The organism is Mesorhizobium sp. B2-4-3, assembly GCF_006442815.1.
In the GTDB taxonomy this organism is placed as follows: Bacteria; Pseudomonadota; Alphaproteobacteria; order Rhizobiales; family Rhizobiaceae; genus Mesorhizobium.
Map to the genome: position 1 here is coordinate 23,133 of NZ_VFVL01000009.1, position 13,956 is coordinate 37,088.

Genomic DNA, 13,956 nt, shown 5'->3' on the forward strand with positions numbered 1-13,956 from the left:
AGAGGAAATCAGGGAGCCTTCGTCAGCATCCAGTTGAGCGTGCCGCGCCAGTCGACCATGCGGATCGGCGTGCCGTGCGTGCCGGTCTCAAAACGCACGAAGCGGGTCGGATAAGACTTCCTGGCGAGGATCGAGCGGAAGAAGGCTTCCTGCTTCTCCACCGGGAAGACCACGTCATGGCTACCCTGGCCGAAGAACACCGGCACGCGGCGCTTGAAAGCGGGGCTGGCGAGGAAGCTGTCGTCCCATAGCGAACCGAGCAGCAGCAGGCCGTTGACGCGGCTGCCCGTGTCCTTGCGCGCGGCGAGCTTCCAGCAGATGATGCCGCCCATCGAGCCGCAGGCGACGAAGATTTTCGCGCCCGGCGATGTCTCGGCATAGTGGTCGATGAGCGCCGCGACCTGCGCCGCGCCCTTGTCGCCGAAGTCGGGGAAATCGGGCGAAAGATAGAGACCATTGTTGGCGGCCATCAGGTTCTTGATGCGGTTGAAATTGCCACCGAAGGTGAAGTCGTCGACACCTTGCTTGCGGCTGCCACCCTGCCCGTGCAGGTAGAGCACGATAATGGAAGCGCCCTCCGTCCTGCCGACCGCGACATGCCTGATGTCGCCGGCGTCGGTCTTCAGCATCAGGTCCTGCTGCACCTTGCGCACGCCGGGGTCGGTGTATTGCGCACGCACGCGCTTTTCCGGCACCTCGTCGCGCTGGTTGATGTCGCGCGTCTCGCGATAGTCGAGGACGGTGTAGGCGCCGTTGTCGCCGGTCGACAGTGTCGGCGGATAAGCGAAGAGGTCGTCCTTGAACGATTTCAGCGAAAGCGTTTGCCCCTCGGCGGTCGAGAGGGAAAGCGCTGTTGCGGCGATCAGGGCGAAGAAAAGTCGGAAACGGAAAGACATGCCAAGAGGCATGCGAAATTCGGCTCCGCTTTGTCAATCCTGCAGAACGCCGCCCGCCCCTTCCAGCGCCTCGCGCGTGTCGACGTCGATCGAGGCGCCCTGCCCGGTCTCGACATCGATGACGTCGAGACCCTCGGCTTCGACCAGATGCCGCGCGCCCGTATCGCCCTCGAGTTGCGCGACGGCCGCGAAAAGCGATCTCGGCAAAAGCACCGGATTGCCGCGCTTGCCTTGATGCGAGGCGCGAACCACGGCGTGGCCGCCGGCGCGGCGAAACGCGTCGATCAGGCTATCGAGGTCCGTCGACGAAACGCCGGGCATGTCGCCGAGCACGATCATGGCGCCGGCCGCATCGGGCGCGACCTTCGCGATCCCCGCCTTCAACGACGAGGCAAGGCCGTCGACGAAATCGGGATTGTCCGCGAATGTCACGCCAAGACCGCCAAGCGCCGAACGCACGCGCTCGCGCTGATGGCCGGTGACGACGATGGTGCCGGCGGCCTTCGAGCCCAGCGCCCGCCCGGCGGTGCGGCGCACCAAGGGCTCGCCGTCGAACAGCGCCAGAAGCTTGTTCGGCCCGCCCATGCGGCTCGAACGGCCGGCCGCCAGAAGCACGATATCGACTTTCAGCGCCGACCTTGCCGGCTGCGGCGCCGGTTCGCGTGGCTGCGGCCTGGTCGGGATTTCCATCAAAAGCCCGCCGACGCCCATGCCGGCAATATCGCCCGCGGTCACCTCGAGCCCGGCAACCAGGCGATCGAGCACCCAGTCGAAGCCGTTCTCCTTCGGGCTGCGCGCGCATCCCGGCGCGCCGATGACGCGCTTGCCGTCGAGCGTTCCGAGCACCAGCAGATTGCCGGGGTCGACGGGCATGCCCGCGCGGACGACTGTACCGCCTGCGCGCTCGATCGCGGCCGGCACGACATCGGCGAAGTCGCTCATCGCCGAGGCCCCGAAAATCACCACCATGTCGTTGTCGCGCGCCAGCTGGGTTGCGGCCGTCGCGACGGGCGCAATCTCGTGCGGCGTGCGCCGTTCGGCCGTCAGCCGGCCGCCGAAACGCGCCAGCCGCGCCTCGGTGACGCGCAGCGTCTTGTCGAGCACGCTCGGCTTGACGCCGGCAAGCACCGTCTGGATGACGCCGACGGTGATGGGGCGATAGGCGTTGACGGCAAAGATCTCCCGGCCGGCGCAGATCCTCACCACGCTGCCTACCAGGCTTGCGGCGACGGCAAAGGGGATGATCTTTACCGTCGCCACCATCTGGCCCTTCTCGACCGGCGCGTGCTGCGCCAGCGTCGCGATGGTGATGGCCGGATCGACGGCATTGATGGCGTCGATCATTGCGGCGTCGACGGTAAAGACGCCTGAGGCTTCCGCATGCAAATTCACCCGCCCGGTCGCGGCCGGCTTGACCTCGATGTTGCGGTGCCGCATGGCGGCGGCGATCTTCGCAGCAGCGGCATCCTCGCCGAGATCGTCCTCGGCAAGAACCGCCGCGACGACTTCGCCGACGCCCGCCGCCTTGAGCGCCGCGATATCCTCGCGGCTCAGCCGGTGCGCCTTGCGGAAGCGTTTTTCGCCGGCGGTGGTCGCATGCGCCAGCACCGCCCCCTCCGCCTCGTCGATCGAAACCGGTCCGAATTTCACGCCACCGCGCCTTTCGCTTCGAGACCGCGCGAGCGGAAGGCGTGGATCGTCTGCGCAAGCACCGCGACGGCGATCTCGGCCGGACTGGCAGCACCGATATCGAGGCCGATCGGCGCGTTGATGCGGGCGATCTGGTCGGCGCCGGCGCCAAGCGCCAGCAGGCGTTCGACACGCTTGGCGTGGGTTTTGCGGCTGCCCAGCGCCCCGACATAGAAGCACCGGGCGTCGAGCGCCGCCTTCAGCGCGAAATCGTCGATCTTCGGATCGTGGGTGACGGCGGCAAGCGCGGTATAGCTGTCGAGCGGCGCGCGCTCCAGCACATCCTGCGGCCATTCGGCATGCAGCGCGACGTCGGGAAAGCGTTCCGGGGTGGCAAACGCGGTGCGCGGATCGATGATCTCGACGGGATAGCCGGCGATCCTGGCCATCGGCGCCAGCGCCTGGCTGATATGCACGGCGCCGATCACCACAAGGCGCGGGCGCGGCAGATGCGCGTTGAGAAAGAAGGTCCGCCCTTCCGCCTCCACCGACCGCGAATTGCCGGTGCGGAACGCATTGGCGATTGCCGCCCCGAGATCGCCCGCAACATGGTCGCCCTCGCGCACGATGCGGTCGCGGCCGTCGCCAAGGTCGGTGACCAGCACCGCGGCGCGGCGGCCGCGGCGTTCTTCGTTGAGTGTCTTCAGGACATACGGATCCACGATGGTCAGCCCAGCCGCTCGACATAGACCTTGATGCGGCCGCCGCAGGAAAGGCCCACCTGCCAGGCGGTTTCGTCGGCGACACCGAACTCCAGCATCCTGGCCTTGCCGCTGTCGATGACGTCGATCGCCTCGGTCACCACCGCGCCCTCGACGCAGCCGCCGGAGACCGAGCCGTGGAAATTCCCTTCGGCATCGATGACCAGATGGCTGCCGACCGGACGCGGCGCCGAACCCCAGGTCTCGACCACGGTCGCGATAGCGACATCCTTGCCGTCCTTCATCCAGCCTTCCGCGATGATCAGGGGATCGCGGGCCTCATCGAGATAAATGCTCTCATCCATCGTCGCTTCTCGCAAAGTCTGTTTTTCAAGGGAAACTTTAGTTCCCCCCTCACGAACATATGGCTACGCGGCCTGCCTGTCGCCAGCTCGCAGCCAGCGGCGCGGATCGACCGAAGCAGCCGGCCGCTGGTCGAGCGAGGCACAAAGATCGGCCAGCGCGTCGAGATTGTGCACTGCGCGGAACTCGTCGACATGCGGCAGCATCGCCTTGACGCCACGCGCGCGCGCCTCGAACCCGTCGAAGCGCAACAGCGGATTGAGCCAGATCAGCCGCCGGCAGGATTTATGCAGCCGCTCCATCTCCTGCGAAAGGCCGGTGACGTCGTCGCGCTCCAGCCCGTCGGTAATAAGGAGCACCACCGCGCCCTGCCCCAGCACGCGCCGCGACCACAACCGGTTGAATTCGGCGAGCGTGTCGCCGATGCGGGTGCCGCCCGACCAGTCCTTCACCGCCGCCGAGCAATCGGCCAGCGCCTCGTCCGGATCGCGATGGCGCATCTGACGGGTCAGGTTGGTCAGCCGCGTGCCGAAGACGAAGGCATGCGCGCGCCGGCGCTTTTCGGTCAATGCGTGCAGGAAATGCAGGAAGATGCGCGTATACTGGCTCATCGAGCCGGAAATGTCGGCCAGCACCACCAGTGGCGGGTGCACTTCACGCGGCGACCGGAATTTCGGCAGGATAAGCTCACCGCCGGTGCGGGCGGCCGAGCGCATCATGGCGCGCGGATCGATGCGGCGCCCCTGCGCGCCGGCCTTGAAGCGCCGCGTGCGGATCAGATCGAAGGGCAAGCGCAAGGCCGCGATCGCCTTTTTGGCCTCAGTCATCTCCGCCGCATCCATCTGGGCAAAATCCTTGCCGCGCAGCACCTCGTTGCCGGAAAAGGTGAGGCGCGCATCGACCTCGATCTCCGGCACTTCCCGGACCGGCTGATTTTTCTGGTGGCCTTCGAACATCGCCTGGCTGACGCGGTTTTCGGCCGTGCGCGGCTTTTGCTTCTCGCGATCGTCCGGCGCGACGGGCGAAAACATCGCCAGCAGCTTCTCGATCAGCTCTCGCGATTTCCAGAACAGGCGGAAGGCCTCGTCGAAGACCGGATGATCCTCGTGCCGCGAGACGAGCACCGCATGCAGCGTCCAGTAGAAATCGTCGCGCGAGCCGATGCCGGCGGCGAGCACCGCCTCGATGGCGTCCTTCACCGAGGCCGGGCCAACGCGCATGCCGGCCTTGCGCAAGGCGCGGGCGAAATAGACGATGTTGTCGGCGATGCGCCCGTCAGCCGTCGCTTCTCTTGGTTCCGGATGCGGCGACGGCATCGCGCCTACTCCGCCGCCGAAAGCTCGGCCTTCACCTCATTGAGGATGCGCCGGCCCTCGCCCTCGCCGATACGGGCGATGTCGTCCTGGTATTTCAAAAGCACGCCGATCGTGTCCGACACGGTCTCCGGATCCAGCGCCACCTTGTCGAGTTCGGTCAGCGCGCCGGCCCAATCGATGGTTTCGGCGACGCCGGGGGCCTTGAACAGCTCGACCTGGCGCAGCTTCTGGATGAAGGACACGACCTCCGCCGACAGCCGTCGGTTCGCCTGCGGCACCTTGCGGCGCACGATCTCCAGCTCGCGCTCGGCGTTCGGATAATCGACCCAATGATAGAGGCAGCGCCGCTTAAGCGCGTCGTGGATCTCGCGCGTCCGGTTGGTGGTGATGATGACGATCGGCGGCTCTTCCGCCTTGATCGTGCCGAGCTCCGGGACGGTCACCTGGAAGTCCGACAGGATCTCGAGCAGGAACGCCTCGAACGCTTCGTCCGTACGATCCAGCTCGTCGATCAGGAACACCGGCGCCGCACCCGCCTTGCCGGTCAGCGCATCGAGCACCGGGCGGCGGATCAGGTATTTCTCGGAAAAAACGTTCCGCTCCATATCGGAGCGCACGACCTTGCCCGCCGCCTCCTCCATGCGGATCTCGATCATCTGGGCGGCGTAATTCCATTCATAGACGGCCGAGGAGACGTCGAGCCCCTCATAGCACTGCAGCCGGATCAGCCGGCGACCGAGCGCCTCAGCCAGCACTTTGGCGATCTCGGTCTTGCCGACACCCGCCTCGCCTTCGAGGAACAAGGGCCGCTTCATGCGCAGCGATAAGAACAGCACGGTCGCCAGCGAACGGTCCGCGACATAATCCGCGCCGGTCAAAAGATCGAGCGTTTCGTCGATCGATTTCGGCGCGGGGCGCGGCGCTGTCATCTTGTCTCCGTGGATCCCGCCCGGCCGTTTCAAAGAACGTGATAGCCGCGGTTGTGGTAGATCAGCGGGCGCAAATTATCGCCGATGCGCAGGCCTGTCACCTTGCCAAAAAGCACACGGTGGGTGGCAAGGTCCTTGGCATCGATGATCTCGCAGTCGAACACCGCAAGGGCGCCTTTCAGCGTCGGCGCGCCGGTCGAGATCACGTCCCACTCGGCAAGCGCGAAGCGCTCCTCCGCCGGCAGGCCGGTGACGCCGGAAAAGCCGACCGAGACGGCTTCCTGGTCCGATGCGAGCGTGTTCAACGCGAACTTGCCGTTCTTGACGAAAGCTTCGTTCTTGGCGTTCTCCCGGTTGAGGCAGACCAGCACCGTCGGCGGCGTGTCCGAAACCGAACAGGCGGCGATTACCGTCGCGCCTCTTTTGCCACCAGGCCCGTCCGTCGTCACCACATGCACATGGCCGGCAAAATGCGCCATCGCATCGCGATAGTGCTGCGGCCCGATATCATTGATCTTCAGCACCCGATAATCCACCTGTCGGAACCAGTTCGTTATATATGGCGGCATATTGCACGCCACAAGTTGCATAGCACGGGCGAAGTGCTTGACTGCAATCCGCAAATTCGCGTGTTGCGCGGCGCTTAGCCAGCCTTTAGGCATTTCTTGGAATAGTGTCGGGACTGTATTCCCGGCATGGAGGATCTCTTAGCCCGAATGCGTCTTCTCACGACGACATCAGCCGTGCTGCTCTGGTTGTCGCTGACCGCGAGCGCCGACGCCGAGACGCTGGTCGGCGTTGCGGCACCGCTTTCCGGCCCGTCGGCGATCCTCGGCAAGCAGGTCGAGACCGGCGCGGGCCTGGCGGCCGAGGCAAACGGCGTCGCGATCAAGGCCGTGGACGACGCCTGCACCGCCGATGGTGGCGCCGCGGCGGCGAGGGAATTCGTCGACGCCAAGGTCAATGTCGCGGTCGGCTTCCTCTGCACCGAGGCGATCGAGGCCGCGCTGCCGATCCTGAAGGACGCCAACATACCGGTGATCACGGTAGGCGTGCGCACCGAAAGCCTGACCGACCGGCGCGCCAAGACCGGCTGGCCGGTCTACCGGCTCGGCCCGCGCGGCGACGATGAACGCAACGCGGTCGCCGCCAAGCTCACCCAGCTCTGGCGCGACGACCTGTTCGCCATCGTCGACGACGGCACCATCTATGGCCGCGAGATGGCCGAGACGTTTCGCGCCGCGGCCGAGCAGGCGGCGCTGAAACCTGTCTTCGTCGACACGTTCCGGCCGCAGCTCGACAACCAGATCGGACTGGTCGGCCGGCTGAAGAAGGCCGGCGCGACAAAAGTGTTCGCCGGCGGCGACGGCGACGACATCGCCATCATGGGTCGCGACACCGCGCAGCTCGGTGCCGGCATCACCTTTGCCGGCGGCGAGAACCTGCGCACGCCGCAGGGCGATGTGCCCTACACCGTCGGCACGCTGATGATCGCCCCGCCGGAATGGTCGGAGATCGCCGACCCCAAGGTGGTGCAGGCTTTCGCCGCGAAGAACATCGTGCCCGACGGCTACACCCTTCCGACCTATGCCGCGGTCGAGGTCGCCAAGGCCGCGCTGGCCGGCGCGGAAAGCACTGGACAGCCGCTCGCCGAGGCGCTGACCGGCCATGATTTCGCGACCGCTCTCGGCACCATCCGCTTCGACGACAAGGGCGATCTCAGCCAGAACCCGTTCCGTATCTTCCGCTTCGACGGGACGCATTTCGTGCCGCTGGAGGAGAAGTGATGTTCCGCACCGGACCGCGTAATCTCATTACCGACGTTGACGGCCTTCGCGTCGGCAATGCCGCCGATGCCAGGCTGAAATCCGGCGTCACGGTGGTGATATGCGATGAGCCTGCCGTGGCCGGTTTCCAGGTGCTGGGCGGTGCGCCGGGCACGCGCGAGACCGATCTGCTCGAGCCGCAGAATTCGATCGCGACGGTCCATGCCGTCGTTCTGTCCGGCGGCTCGGCCTTCGGCCTCGACGCCGCCTCGGGCGTGCAGGCGGCGCTGCGCGAGAAGAACATCGGTGTCGAGGTCGGCGGCTTCCGCGTGCCGATCGTGCCGGCCGCGATCCTGTTCGACCTGCGCAATGGCGGCGACAAGGACTGGGGCCGTTATCCGCCCTATCGCGAGCTCGGCTATGAGGCCGTGCAGGCGGCGACAGTGGATTTCGAAATCGGCACGGCTGGCGCCGGCACCGGCGCGCTGACCTCCGGGCTGAAAGGCGGGCTGGGCTCCGCCTCGACGGTGCTCGACAGCGGCGTCACCATTGGCGCGCTCGCCGCCGTCAACCCGACCGGCTCGGTGACGGTCGGCCGCAGCCGCCATTTCTGGGCGGCGCCCTTCGAGATCGGCGACGAGTTCGGTGGCCTGGGTTATCCCGCGCCGATGCCTGAAGAGGCCAGGAAGATCCTGCTGAAATACCGCGACAGGCGCGTCGGCGGGCATGGGGAAGCCGGCAGCACTACCATCGCCGTCATCGCCACGGACGCCGTCATGACCAAGGCCGCGGCCAAGCGGCTGGCGATCTCGGCGCATGACGGCTTCGCCCGCGCCATCTGGCCGACGCATACGCCGGCGGACGGCGATCTCGTCTTTGCCCTGGCGACGGGCCGAAGCGGAATAGAGCTCGGCGCCGATGCCGCGATCGGCCTGTTCGCGGCGGCAGGCGCCACCATGGCGCGCGCGATCAGCCGCGGCGTCTATGCCGCCACGCCCGCCGACGGCGACTTGTTTCCCGTCTGGTCTTCGCGTTGACGGCTAATCAGGTCGGATCGGATTTCTCTTCCTCGAAGGTGACAGCGACATCGGAATTCGCGGAGAGCCATACCTTCTGCCCGTCGATCTCCGCGACCAGCGCAAGCGAAATGTAGTGGTGATGGTCCTTGTGCGAGCCCATGCCGCTATCAGCCTTGGTCAGCTTGATCCGGTCGCCCTCGACCTTGTCGACGGTGCCGATATGGACGCCGTCGGCGCCGATCACTTCCATGTGTCCGCGTATCTTGCTGATGTCGGTGCTCATGCTGGTCCTCCGCTGGATAGCGATTTGCCCTTTCGGATGCGAGACGGCCGACAATAACAAATGAACGCCGGATTGGATGCATCGCACGGCACGTCTCATTCACCATGGCGTGATAGGCATGACGCTGATGAGACAGATGTCATGCCGATGACGCCCAGCCTGCCCGGCCACCCGACGCGCGATACGGCTTGCCGCCCATGATGCCGCTGCAGCAAGTTCCCTTGCGGCGCGGTCTCACGGATCGGTTGCGCGCCGCCGTTCCGTCGCCAAGCGAGGCTGGTGTTGGAACTTTGCTCTGGGGCGCCGCCATGGGTGCGAGCGCGCTGGCAAATCTCCTGCTGGCCGCCTGGGAGACGCCCGACAGGATCCGTTTCGTGGCGTTGCTTTATGGTCTTGGCGGCGTGCTTGCCTTTCCGGTTGGGCTGACGCTGGCTAGGCTGGTTTCTCGCGGCCGTCTTTGGGAAACAGCCTTCGCCGCGGCATTCGTGTCCCTCCTGGCGACGACACTCGCCTTCACCGGCGGCCTGTTCGCGCTGCAATATCGCTCCTACTATGCCGAATGGCACGCGTCGGCGTTCACGCTGACCTGGGCGTTCGAATTCGCCTTCACCATGCTGACCGCGCTCTATCAGTTCGTCGTGCTCGGCGTGCGGCTCTATTTTCCGCTGGGTTTTGCAGCGCTTGTCGCGGCAAGTATCTGGTTTGCACGGCAGCGGCGTTGAGCATCGGGCCCGCCTCTGTTAGGACGCGGCCAACGCTTTTTCCCATCAGGACTCAAAAAACGGATGATCCCTCGCTATTCCCGGCCGGAAATGGTCACCATCTGGTCGCCCGAAACCCGCTTCCGCATCTGGTTCGAGATCGAGGCGCATGCCTGCGATGCGCTGGCGGAGCTGGGCGTCATTCCGAAGGAAGCGGCAAGGACCATCTGGGAGAAAGGCGGCGCGGCCAAATTCGACGTCGCCAAGATCGACGAGATCGAGCGCGTCACCAAGCATGACGTCATCGCTTTCCTGACCCATCTTGCCGAATTCGTCGGACCGGATGCCCGCTTCATCCACCAGGGCATGACGTCGTCGGACGTGCTCGACACCTGTCTTGCTGTGCAGTTGACGCGGGCCAGCGACATCCTGCTTGCCGACATCGACGCCCTGCTCGCGGCGCTGAAGCGCCGTGCTTTCGAGCACAAGGACACCGTCACCATCGGCCGCAGCCACGGCATCCATGCCGAGCCGACCACCTTCGGCGTCAAGCTGGCGCAGGCCTATGCCGAATTCTCGCGCTGCCGCGAGCGGCTGGTGCACGCGCGGGAGGACATCGCAACATGTGCGATCTCCGGCGCGGTCGGCACGTTCGCCAACATCGAGCCTTATGTCGAAGAGCATGTGGCGGCAAAGCTTGGGCTGAAGCCGGAGCCGGTGTCGACCCAGGTCATCCCGCGCGACCGCCACGCCATGTTCTTTGCCACGCTCGGTGTGATCGCCTCCTCGGTCGAACGCCTCGCCGTCGAGATCCGCCATCTGCAGCGCACCGAGGTGCTGGAAGCGGAAGAGTATTTCTCGCCGGGCCAGAAGGGCTCGTCGGCGATGCCGCACAAGCGCAACCCGGTGCTGACCGAGAACCTCACCGGCCTTGCCCGCATGGTGCGTTCGATGGCGCTGCCGGCCATGGAAGACGTGGCGCTCTGGCACGAGCGCGACATTTCGCATTCCTCGGTCGAGCGCATGATCGGGCCGGACGCGACGGTGACGCTGGACTTCGCGCTGGCACGCCTGACCGGCGTCGTCGACAAGCTGCTCGTCTACCCCGAGAACATGGAGAAGAACCTCAACAAGTTCCGCGGCCTGGTGCATTCGCAGCGTGTGCTGCTGGCGCTCACGCAGGCCGGCCTGTCACGCGAGGACGCCTACCGGCTGGTGCAGCGCAACGCCATGAAAGTGTGGGAGCACGGCGCCGATTTCCTCGAAGAACTGCTTGCCGACAAGGATGTCACGGCGGCGCTGCCCGAAGCCGAGATCCGCGAGAAATTCGACCTCGGCTATCACACCAAGCATGTCGACACGATCTTCAAGCGGGTATTTGGATAACCTTCCATGCGGCTGGCGCTCAGTCGGAATCCTAGCTTCAACTTCCGAAAGCAGGGGCAAAGCTGAGCGCGCCGCGCGGCACGGGTCCGCGCAGGACCAGCCGCTGCACGTACTTCGTATCGATATTCAGATATGTCAGTTGCCCGTCGCTCACAAAGCCCGCGTGGCCGTACACCTCAGGATTTCCGATCAGCGCACATCCGCCGGCGCCCTGCTCGTCAAGCAGTTGCAGCCCGGCGGCGATCAATGCCTTGCCTATACCCTGACGCTGCCTGTCAGGCCTGACCGATATTGGACCAAGCCCAAACCATTTGTCATGGATGCCGCCGATCTTCACCGGTGAAAATGCCACGTGACCCACAATTTCCTCAGCGTCCTCGGCAACCAGCGAAATCGTCAGGTCACCGTCCGCGCGCAAGGCCCGGATAATGTCGGCCTCGGTATCGTCGCTGAAGGCCATCGGCTTGAACGCATTCCAAGTAAGTTGATGGATTGCGTCGTGATCAGCGGGCATTTCCGACCGGATCAGCATTTCAAGCAAGCGCTCCAGGCACGGTCTTGATGACGGTGCCCCACGGATCCTCGCGGCTCGTCTCGGCCTTCACATTGTCCGAGCGCATCTCGACCCAGGCGAGGCCCGAGCGGGACGGGTCGCGGCGGCCGGCGCCCGCGCTCTGCCAGGCATTGGCGCCGATATGATGGTGATAATGACCGGACGACAGGAACACCGCCTGGCCGCCATATTTCGCCACCGTGTCGAAGCCGAACTGGTCATGCCACCAGGCCTCCGCGTCTTCCGGCCGGCCGACGCGCAGATGCACATGGCCGACAATGGTGTTTTCCGGCGCGCCCTGCCAGCCACCATCGCCCGCCGGCACGCTGCCGACCACCGCCGGCAGGTTCAGCCGCTCGGTCGCCATGGCGATCCTGTCGCCATTCCATTTCCAGTCCTGCGGGCGGCGGTCGGCATAGATCTCGATGCCGTTGCCCTCCGGGTCGGTCAGGTAAAGCGCCTCGCTGACCAGATGGTCGGAGGCGCCCTCGATGCCGATGCGGTTGGCGGCGGCATTGCTGATCCAGCGGCCGAGGTCGGCCCGCGATGGCAAAAGGAAAGCTGTGTGGAAAAGGCCGGCGCTGCGCGGATCGTCCGGCTTGGCCGAAGAATCCGGTTCGAGCACCAGCAAGGGCCGGTTGGCTGCGCCGAGCGTGATCGCGCCATCGGCTCGGCTCAGTTCCTGCAAGCCGACGACAGCGCGGTAATAGGCGGCCAGGCTTTCGGCGTCGCGCGCCTTCAGCCCGACGCGTGACACGCTGACCGGGGTGGTCGCGGCAAAAGGCAGTTCGCTCATCAAACTCTCCGTTCGGGCGGCGCTTGTCCCAAGCATGGGATTTTCCTGGCCACCAGTCATTGTCCTTGTTGCCTCTTCAAATCGTCGATTGCGATCGTTCACACAAGACAGCAAGAACCGAACAAGTTGTTCACAATTGTGATCACTCCGAATTTTCCGACGGGGTTGCAGCCAAGAAAGCCGCTCGCTACATCCGCGCCATGAAAGTCAAAGACGCAGATATCCTGATCGTGCCGGGCTACACCAATTCCGGTCCCGAGCACTGGCAGACCCGCTGGCAGTCGAAACTGTCGACGGCGCGCCGGGTCGAGCAGGCGGAATGGACCAAGCCGGTGCGCGAGGACTGGACGGCGAGCGTGGCGAACGCCGTCAACGAGGCCGAGCGGCCGGTGGTGCTTGTTGCGCACTCGCTGGGCGTGACGGCGGCGGTGCAGGCCATCCCGCAATTCAAGAAGCCGGTCGCGGGCGCCTTCTTCGTCGCGCCGCCGGATGTCTCCAATCCGGAAATCAGGCCGAAACATCTGATGACCTTTGGCCCTTATTCGCGCGATCCCCTGCCCTTTCCGTCCATCGTGATCGCCAGCCGCAACGATCCGTTCTGCGCCTTCGCGGTCGCCGAGGACATTGCCGCCGCCTGGGGATCGCTCTTCATCGACGCCGGCGAATCCGGCCATCTCAACCACGATGCCGGCTTCGGCCCCTGGCCCGAGGGTTCGATGACTTTCGCCAAGTTTCTGACGGAACTGAAAGAACCCTAATCGGCGTCTAGGAGCCGATCGAATCCCGCATGCTCTTCAACAGCGTTTTCGCGCCAAGCGAAATCAGCGTGTGGTCCGAGCCCATGGCGAGCAGCCGGAAGCCCATCGACACGACGCGCCCGGCAATCGCCGGCTCGATGACGTAGATCGCGGCATGCTTGCCGGCCTTGCGCGTCCGCTCGGCGATCGACGCGACCGTCTCCATCATGCTTTCCAGCGTCGAGCTGACGGTGGTGCCGTTCGACCAGGCGATCGAGAAATCCGATGGGCCGACGAAGATGCCGTCGATGCCGGGCGTATCCAAAATGCCGTCGAGCGCATCGAGAGCCGCCCGCGTCTCGACCATGGCGAAAGCCATGGTGCGCTGGTTCGTATCGCGCAACCATTCGGCATGGTCGCCCTTGCCGTGGCGCGGGAAAGCATAGGTCGGGCCCCAGGAACGCTCGCCCAGCGGCGGATACTTCATCGCGGCGGCGAACTGCCTTGCGTCGGCCACGGAGTTCACCATCGGCGCGATCACCGCCTCGGCGCCGAAATCGAGCGCGCGGCTCGCCATGTCGAAGCGCCCGACCGGAATGCGCACCAGCGCCGGCTTGTTGGCGGCGAGCACCGGCACCAGGCCGCGCAGCACGCTGTCCTCATGGTGGCCGCCATGCTGCATGTCGAGGGTGACGGCGTCAAAACCCTGCTTGGCGATGATTTCGACCGTCAGCGCGTCCGGCACGCCCGACCAAGCGGTGAACAGCGTTTCGTCGGCGGTCAGGCGGGACTTGAGCGACATCGGAACTTTCCTTGTGAACAATCCGCAGTTTCGGTCGGAAACCACGTTAAGGCAAAGAAAAACCGCCCGGTTTGGCCGG

General features: G+C 65.4%; 16 protein-coding genes. 5 read left to right on the forward strand and 11 right to left on the reverse strand.

Annotated elements, in window-relative coordinates; translation table 11 throughout:
- Positions 1–8: 8 nt before the first annotated feature.
- From FJ956_RS11555 to FJ956_RS11585, 7 genes are all read right to left on the reverse strand, one after another.
- Entirely contained in the window at positions 9–896 is an 888-nt protein-coding gene (locus tag FJ956_RS11555; protein WP_140677537.1) for an alpha/beta fold hydrolase, read from the reverse strand.
- A 33-nt stretch (positions 897–929) separates the two neighbouring features.
- Positions 930–2,546, reverse strand: coding sequence for a molybdopterin-binding/glycosyltransferase family 2 protein (locus FJ956_RS11560; protein WP_140677481.1), 1,617 nt, complete (start codon positions 2,544–2,546; stop codon positions 930–932).
- Positions 2,543–3,247: an XdhC family protein gene (locus FJ956_RS11565; protein ID WP_140677478.1), complete on the reverse strand. Its 705-nt coding sequence runs from the start codon at positions 3,245–3,247 to the stop codon at positions 2,543–2,545. The genes FJ956_RS11560 and FJ956_RS11565 overlap by 4 nt, the downstream gene beginning before the upstream one ends.
- A gap of 5 nt (positions 3,248–3,252) precedes the next feature.
- On the reverse strand, positions 3,253–3,591 hold the full coding sequence (locus tag FJ956_RS11570; protein ID WP_124997656.1) for an XdhC family protein: 339 nt from the start codon (positions 3,589–3,591) through the stop codon (positions 3,253–3,255).
- A 63-nt stretch (positions 3,592–3,654) separates the two neighbouring features.
- Positions 3,655–4,905, reverse strand: a complete 1,251-nt coding sequence (locus tag FJ956_RS11575; protein WP_140677476.1) for a VWA domain-containing protein — start codon at positions 4,903–4,905, stop codon at positions 3,655–3,657.
- A 5-nt stretch (positions 4,906–4,910) separates the two neighbouring features.
- Positions 4,911–5,834, reverse strand: coding sequence for a MoxR family ATPase (locus FJ956_RS11580; RefSeq protein ID WP_140677473.1), 924 nt, complete (start codon positions 5,832–5,834; stop codon positions 4,911–4,913).
- Between the two features lie 29 nt (positions 5,835–5,863).
- The gene (locus FJ956_RS11585; RefSeq protein WP_140677471.1) at positions 5,864–6,358 is read right to left on the reverse strand and encodes a flavin reductase; all 495 of its coding nucleotides are present in this window, start codon (positions 6,356–6,358) and stop codon (positions 5,864–5,866) included.
- 192 nt (positions 6,359–6,550) lie between these two features.
- On the opposite strand from FJ956_RS11585, the gene FJ956_RS11590 reads away from it, so the two are divergent.
- Positions 6,551–7,621, forward strand: a complete 1,071-nt coding sequence (locus FJ956_RS11590) for a branched-chain amino acid ABC transporter substrate-binding protein (protein ID WP_140677469.1) — start codon at positions 6,551–6,553, stop codon at positions 7,619–7,621.
- Complete coding sequence (locus tag FJ956_RS11595; RefSeq protein ID WP_140677466.1) at positions 7,621–8,637, forward strand: P1 family peptidase; 1,017 nt, start codon at positions 7,621–7,623, stop codon at positions 8,635–8,637. The genes FJ956_RS11590 and FJ956_RS11595 overlap by 1 nt, the downstream gene beginning before the upstream one ends.
- 7 nt (positions 8,638–8,644) lie before the next feature.
- Here the strand turns inward: FJ956_RS11595 and FJ956_RS11600 are convergent, their stop codons facing one another.
- Positions 8,645–8,902 carry a DUF2171 domain-containing protein gene (locus tag FJ956_RS11600; RefSeq protein ID WP_073988648.1) on the reverse strand — a complete coding sequence of 86 codons (258 nt, stop codon included), beginning with the start codon at positions 8,900–8,902 and terminating at the stop codon, positions 8,645–8,647.
- 308 nt (positions 8,903–9,210) lie between these two features.
- On the opposite strand from FJ956_RS11600, the gene FJ956_RS11605 reads away from it, so the two are divergent.
- Together FJ956_RS11605 and purB are read left to right on the forward strand one after the other, a co-directional pair.
- Positions 9,211–9,624, forward strand: coding sequence for a hypothetical protein (locus tag FJ956_RS11605; RefSeq protein WP_140677464.1), 414 nt, complete (start codon positions 9,211–9,213; stop codon positions 9,622–9,624).
- A 63-nt stretch (positions 9,625–9,687) separates the two neighbouring features.
- Complete coding sequence (purB, locus tag FJ956_RS11610; RefSeq protein ID WP_140677462.1) at positions 9,688–10,989, forward strand: adenylosuccinate lyase; 1,302 nt, start codon at positions 9,688–9,690, stop codon at positions 10,987–10,989.
- Between the two features lie 37 nt (positions 10,990–11,026).
- On the opposite strand, the gene FJ956_RS11615 is transcribed toward purB, so the two are convergent.
- Both FJ956_RS11615 and FJ956_RS11620 read right to left on the reverse strand, forming a co-directional pair.
- The gene (locus FJ956_RS11615; RefSeq protein WP_140677460.1) at positions 11,027–11,521 is read right to left on the reverse strand and encodes an N-acetyltransferase; all 495 of its coding nucleotides are present in this window, start codon (positions 11,519–11,521) and stop codon (positions 11,027–11,029) included.
- A gap of 1 nt (position 11,522) precedes the next feature.
- Positions 11,523–12,338 carry a VOC family protein gene (locus tag FJ956_RS11620; RefSeq protein ID WP_140677458.1) on the reverse strand — a complete coding sequence of 272 codons (816 nt, stop codon included), beginning with the start codon at positions 12,336–12,338 and terminating at the stop codon, positions 11,523–11,525.
- A gap of 200 nt (positions 12,339–12,538) precedes the next feature.
- Here FJ956_RS11620 and FJ956_RS11625 point away from each other — a divergent pair, with 200 nt between their 5' ends.
- The gene (locus FJ956_RS11625; protein ID WP_140677455.1) at positions 12,539–13,096 is read left to right on the forward strand and encodes an alpha/beta hydrolase; all 558 of its coding nucleotides are present in this window, start codon (positions 12,539–12,541) and stop codon (positions 13,094–13,096) included.
- A gap of 7 nt (positions 13,097–13,103) precedes the next feature.
- Here the strand turns inward: FJ956_RS11625 and FJ956_RS11630 are convergent, their stop codons facing one another.
- Positions 13,104–13,877 carry an HpcH/HpaI aldolase/citrate lyase family protein gene (locus tag FJ956_RS11630; RefSeq protein WP_140677453.1) on the reverse strand — a complete coding sequence of 258 codons (774 nt, stop codon included), beginning with the start codon at positions 13,875–13,877 and terminating at the stop codon, positions 13,104–13,106.
- Positions 13,878–13,956: the final 79 nt, after the last annotated feature.

Coding starts and splice junctions, on each gene's coding strand:
- FJ956_RS11555 (WP_140677537.1), bottom strand. CDS start 896: ATGTCTTTCCGTTTCCGACTTTTCTTCGCCCTGATCGCCGCAACAGCG.
- FJ956_RS11570 (WP_124997656.1), bottom strand. CDS start 3,591: ATGGATGAGAGCATTTATCTCGATGAGGCCCGCGATCCCCTGATCATC.
- FJ956_RS11575 (WP_140677476.1), bottom strand. CDS start 4,905: ATGCCGTCGCCGCATCCGGAACCAAGAGAAGCGACGGCTGACGGGCGC.
- FJ956_RS11580 (WP_140677473.1), bottom strand. CDS start 5,834: ATGACAGCGCCGCGCCCCGCGCCGAAATCGATCGACGAAACGCTCGAT.
- FJ956_RS11590 (WP_140677469.1), top strand. CDS start 6,551: ATGCGTCTTCTCACGACGACATCAGCCGTGCTGCTCTGGTTGTCGCTG.
- FJ956_RS11595 (WP_140677466.1), top strand. CDS start 7,621: ATGTTCCGCACCGGACCGCGTAATCTCATTACCGACGTTGACGGCCTT.
- FJ956_RS11600 (WP_073988648.1), bottom strand. CDS start 8,902: ATGAGCACCGACATCAGCAAGATACGCGGACACATGGAAGTGATCGGC.
- FJ956_RS11605 (WP_140677464.1), top strand. CDS start 9,211: ATGGGTGCGAGCGCGCTGGCAAATCTCCTGCTGGCCGCCTGGGAGACG.
- purB (WP_140677462.1), top strand. CDS start 9,688: ATGATCCCTCGCTATTCCCGGCCGGAAATGGTCACCATCTGGTCGCCC.
- FJ956_RS11615 (WP_140677460.1), bottom strand. CDS start 11,521: ATGCTGATCCGGTCGGAAATGCCCGCTGATCACGACGCAATCCATCAA.
- FJ956_RS11620 (WP_140677458.1), bottom strand. CDS start 12,338: ATGAGCGAACTGCCTTTTGCCGCGACCACCCCGGTCAGCGTGTCACGC.
- FJ956_RS11625 (WP_140677455.1), top strand. CDS start 12,539: ATGAAAGTCAAAGACGCAGATATCCTGATCGTGCCGGGCTACACCAAT.
- FJ956_RS11630 (WP_140677453.1), bottom strand. CDS start 13,877: ATGTCGCTCAAGTCCCGCCTGACCGCCGACGAAACGCTGTTCACCGCT.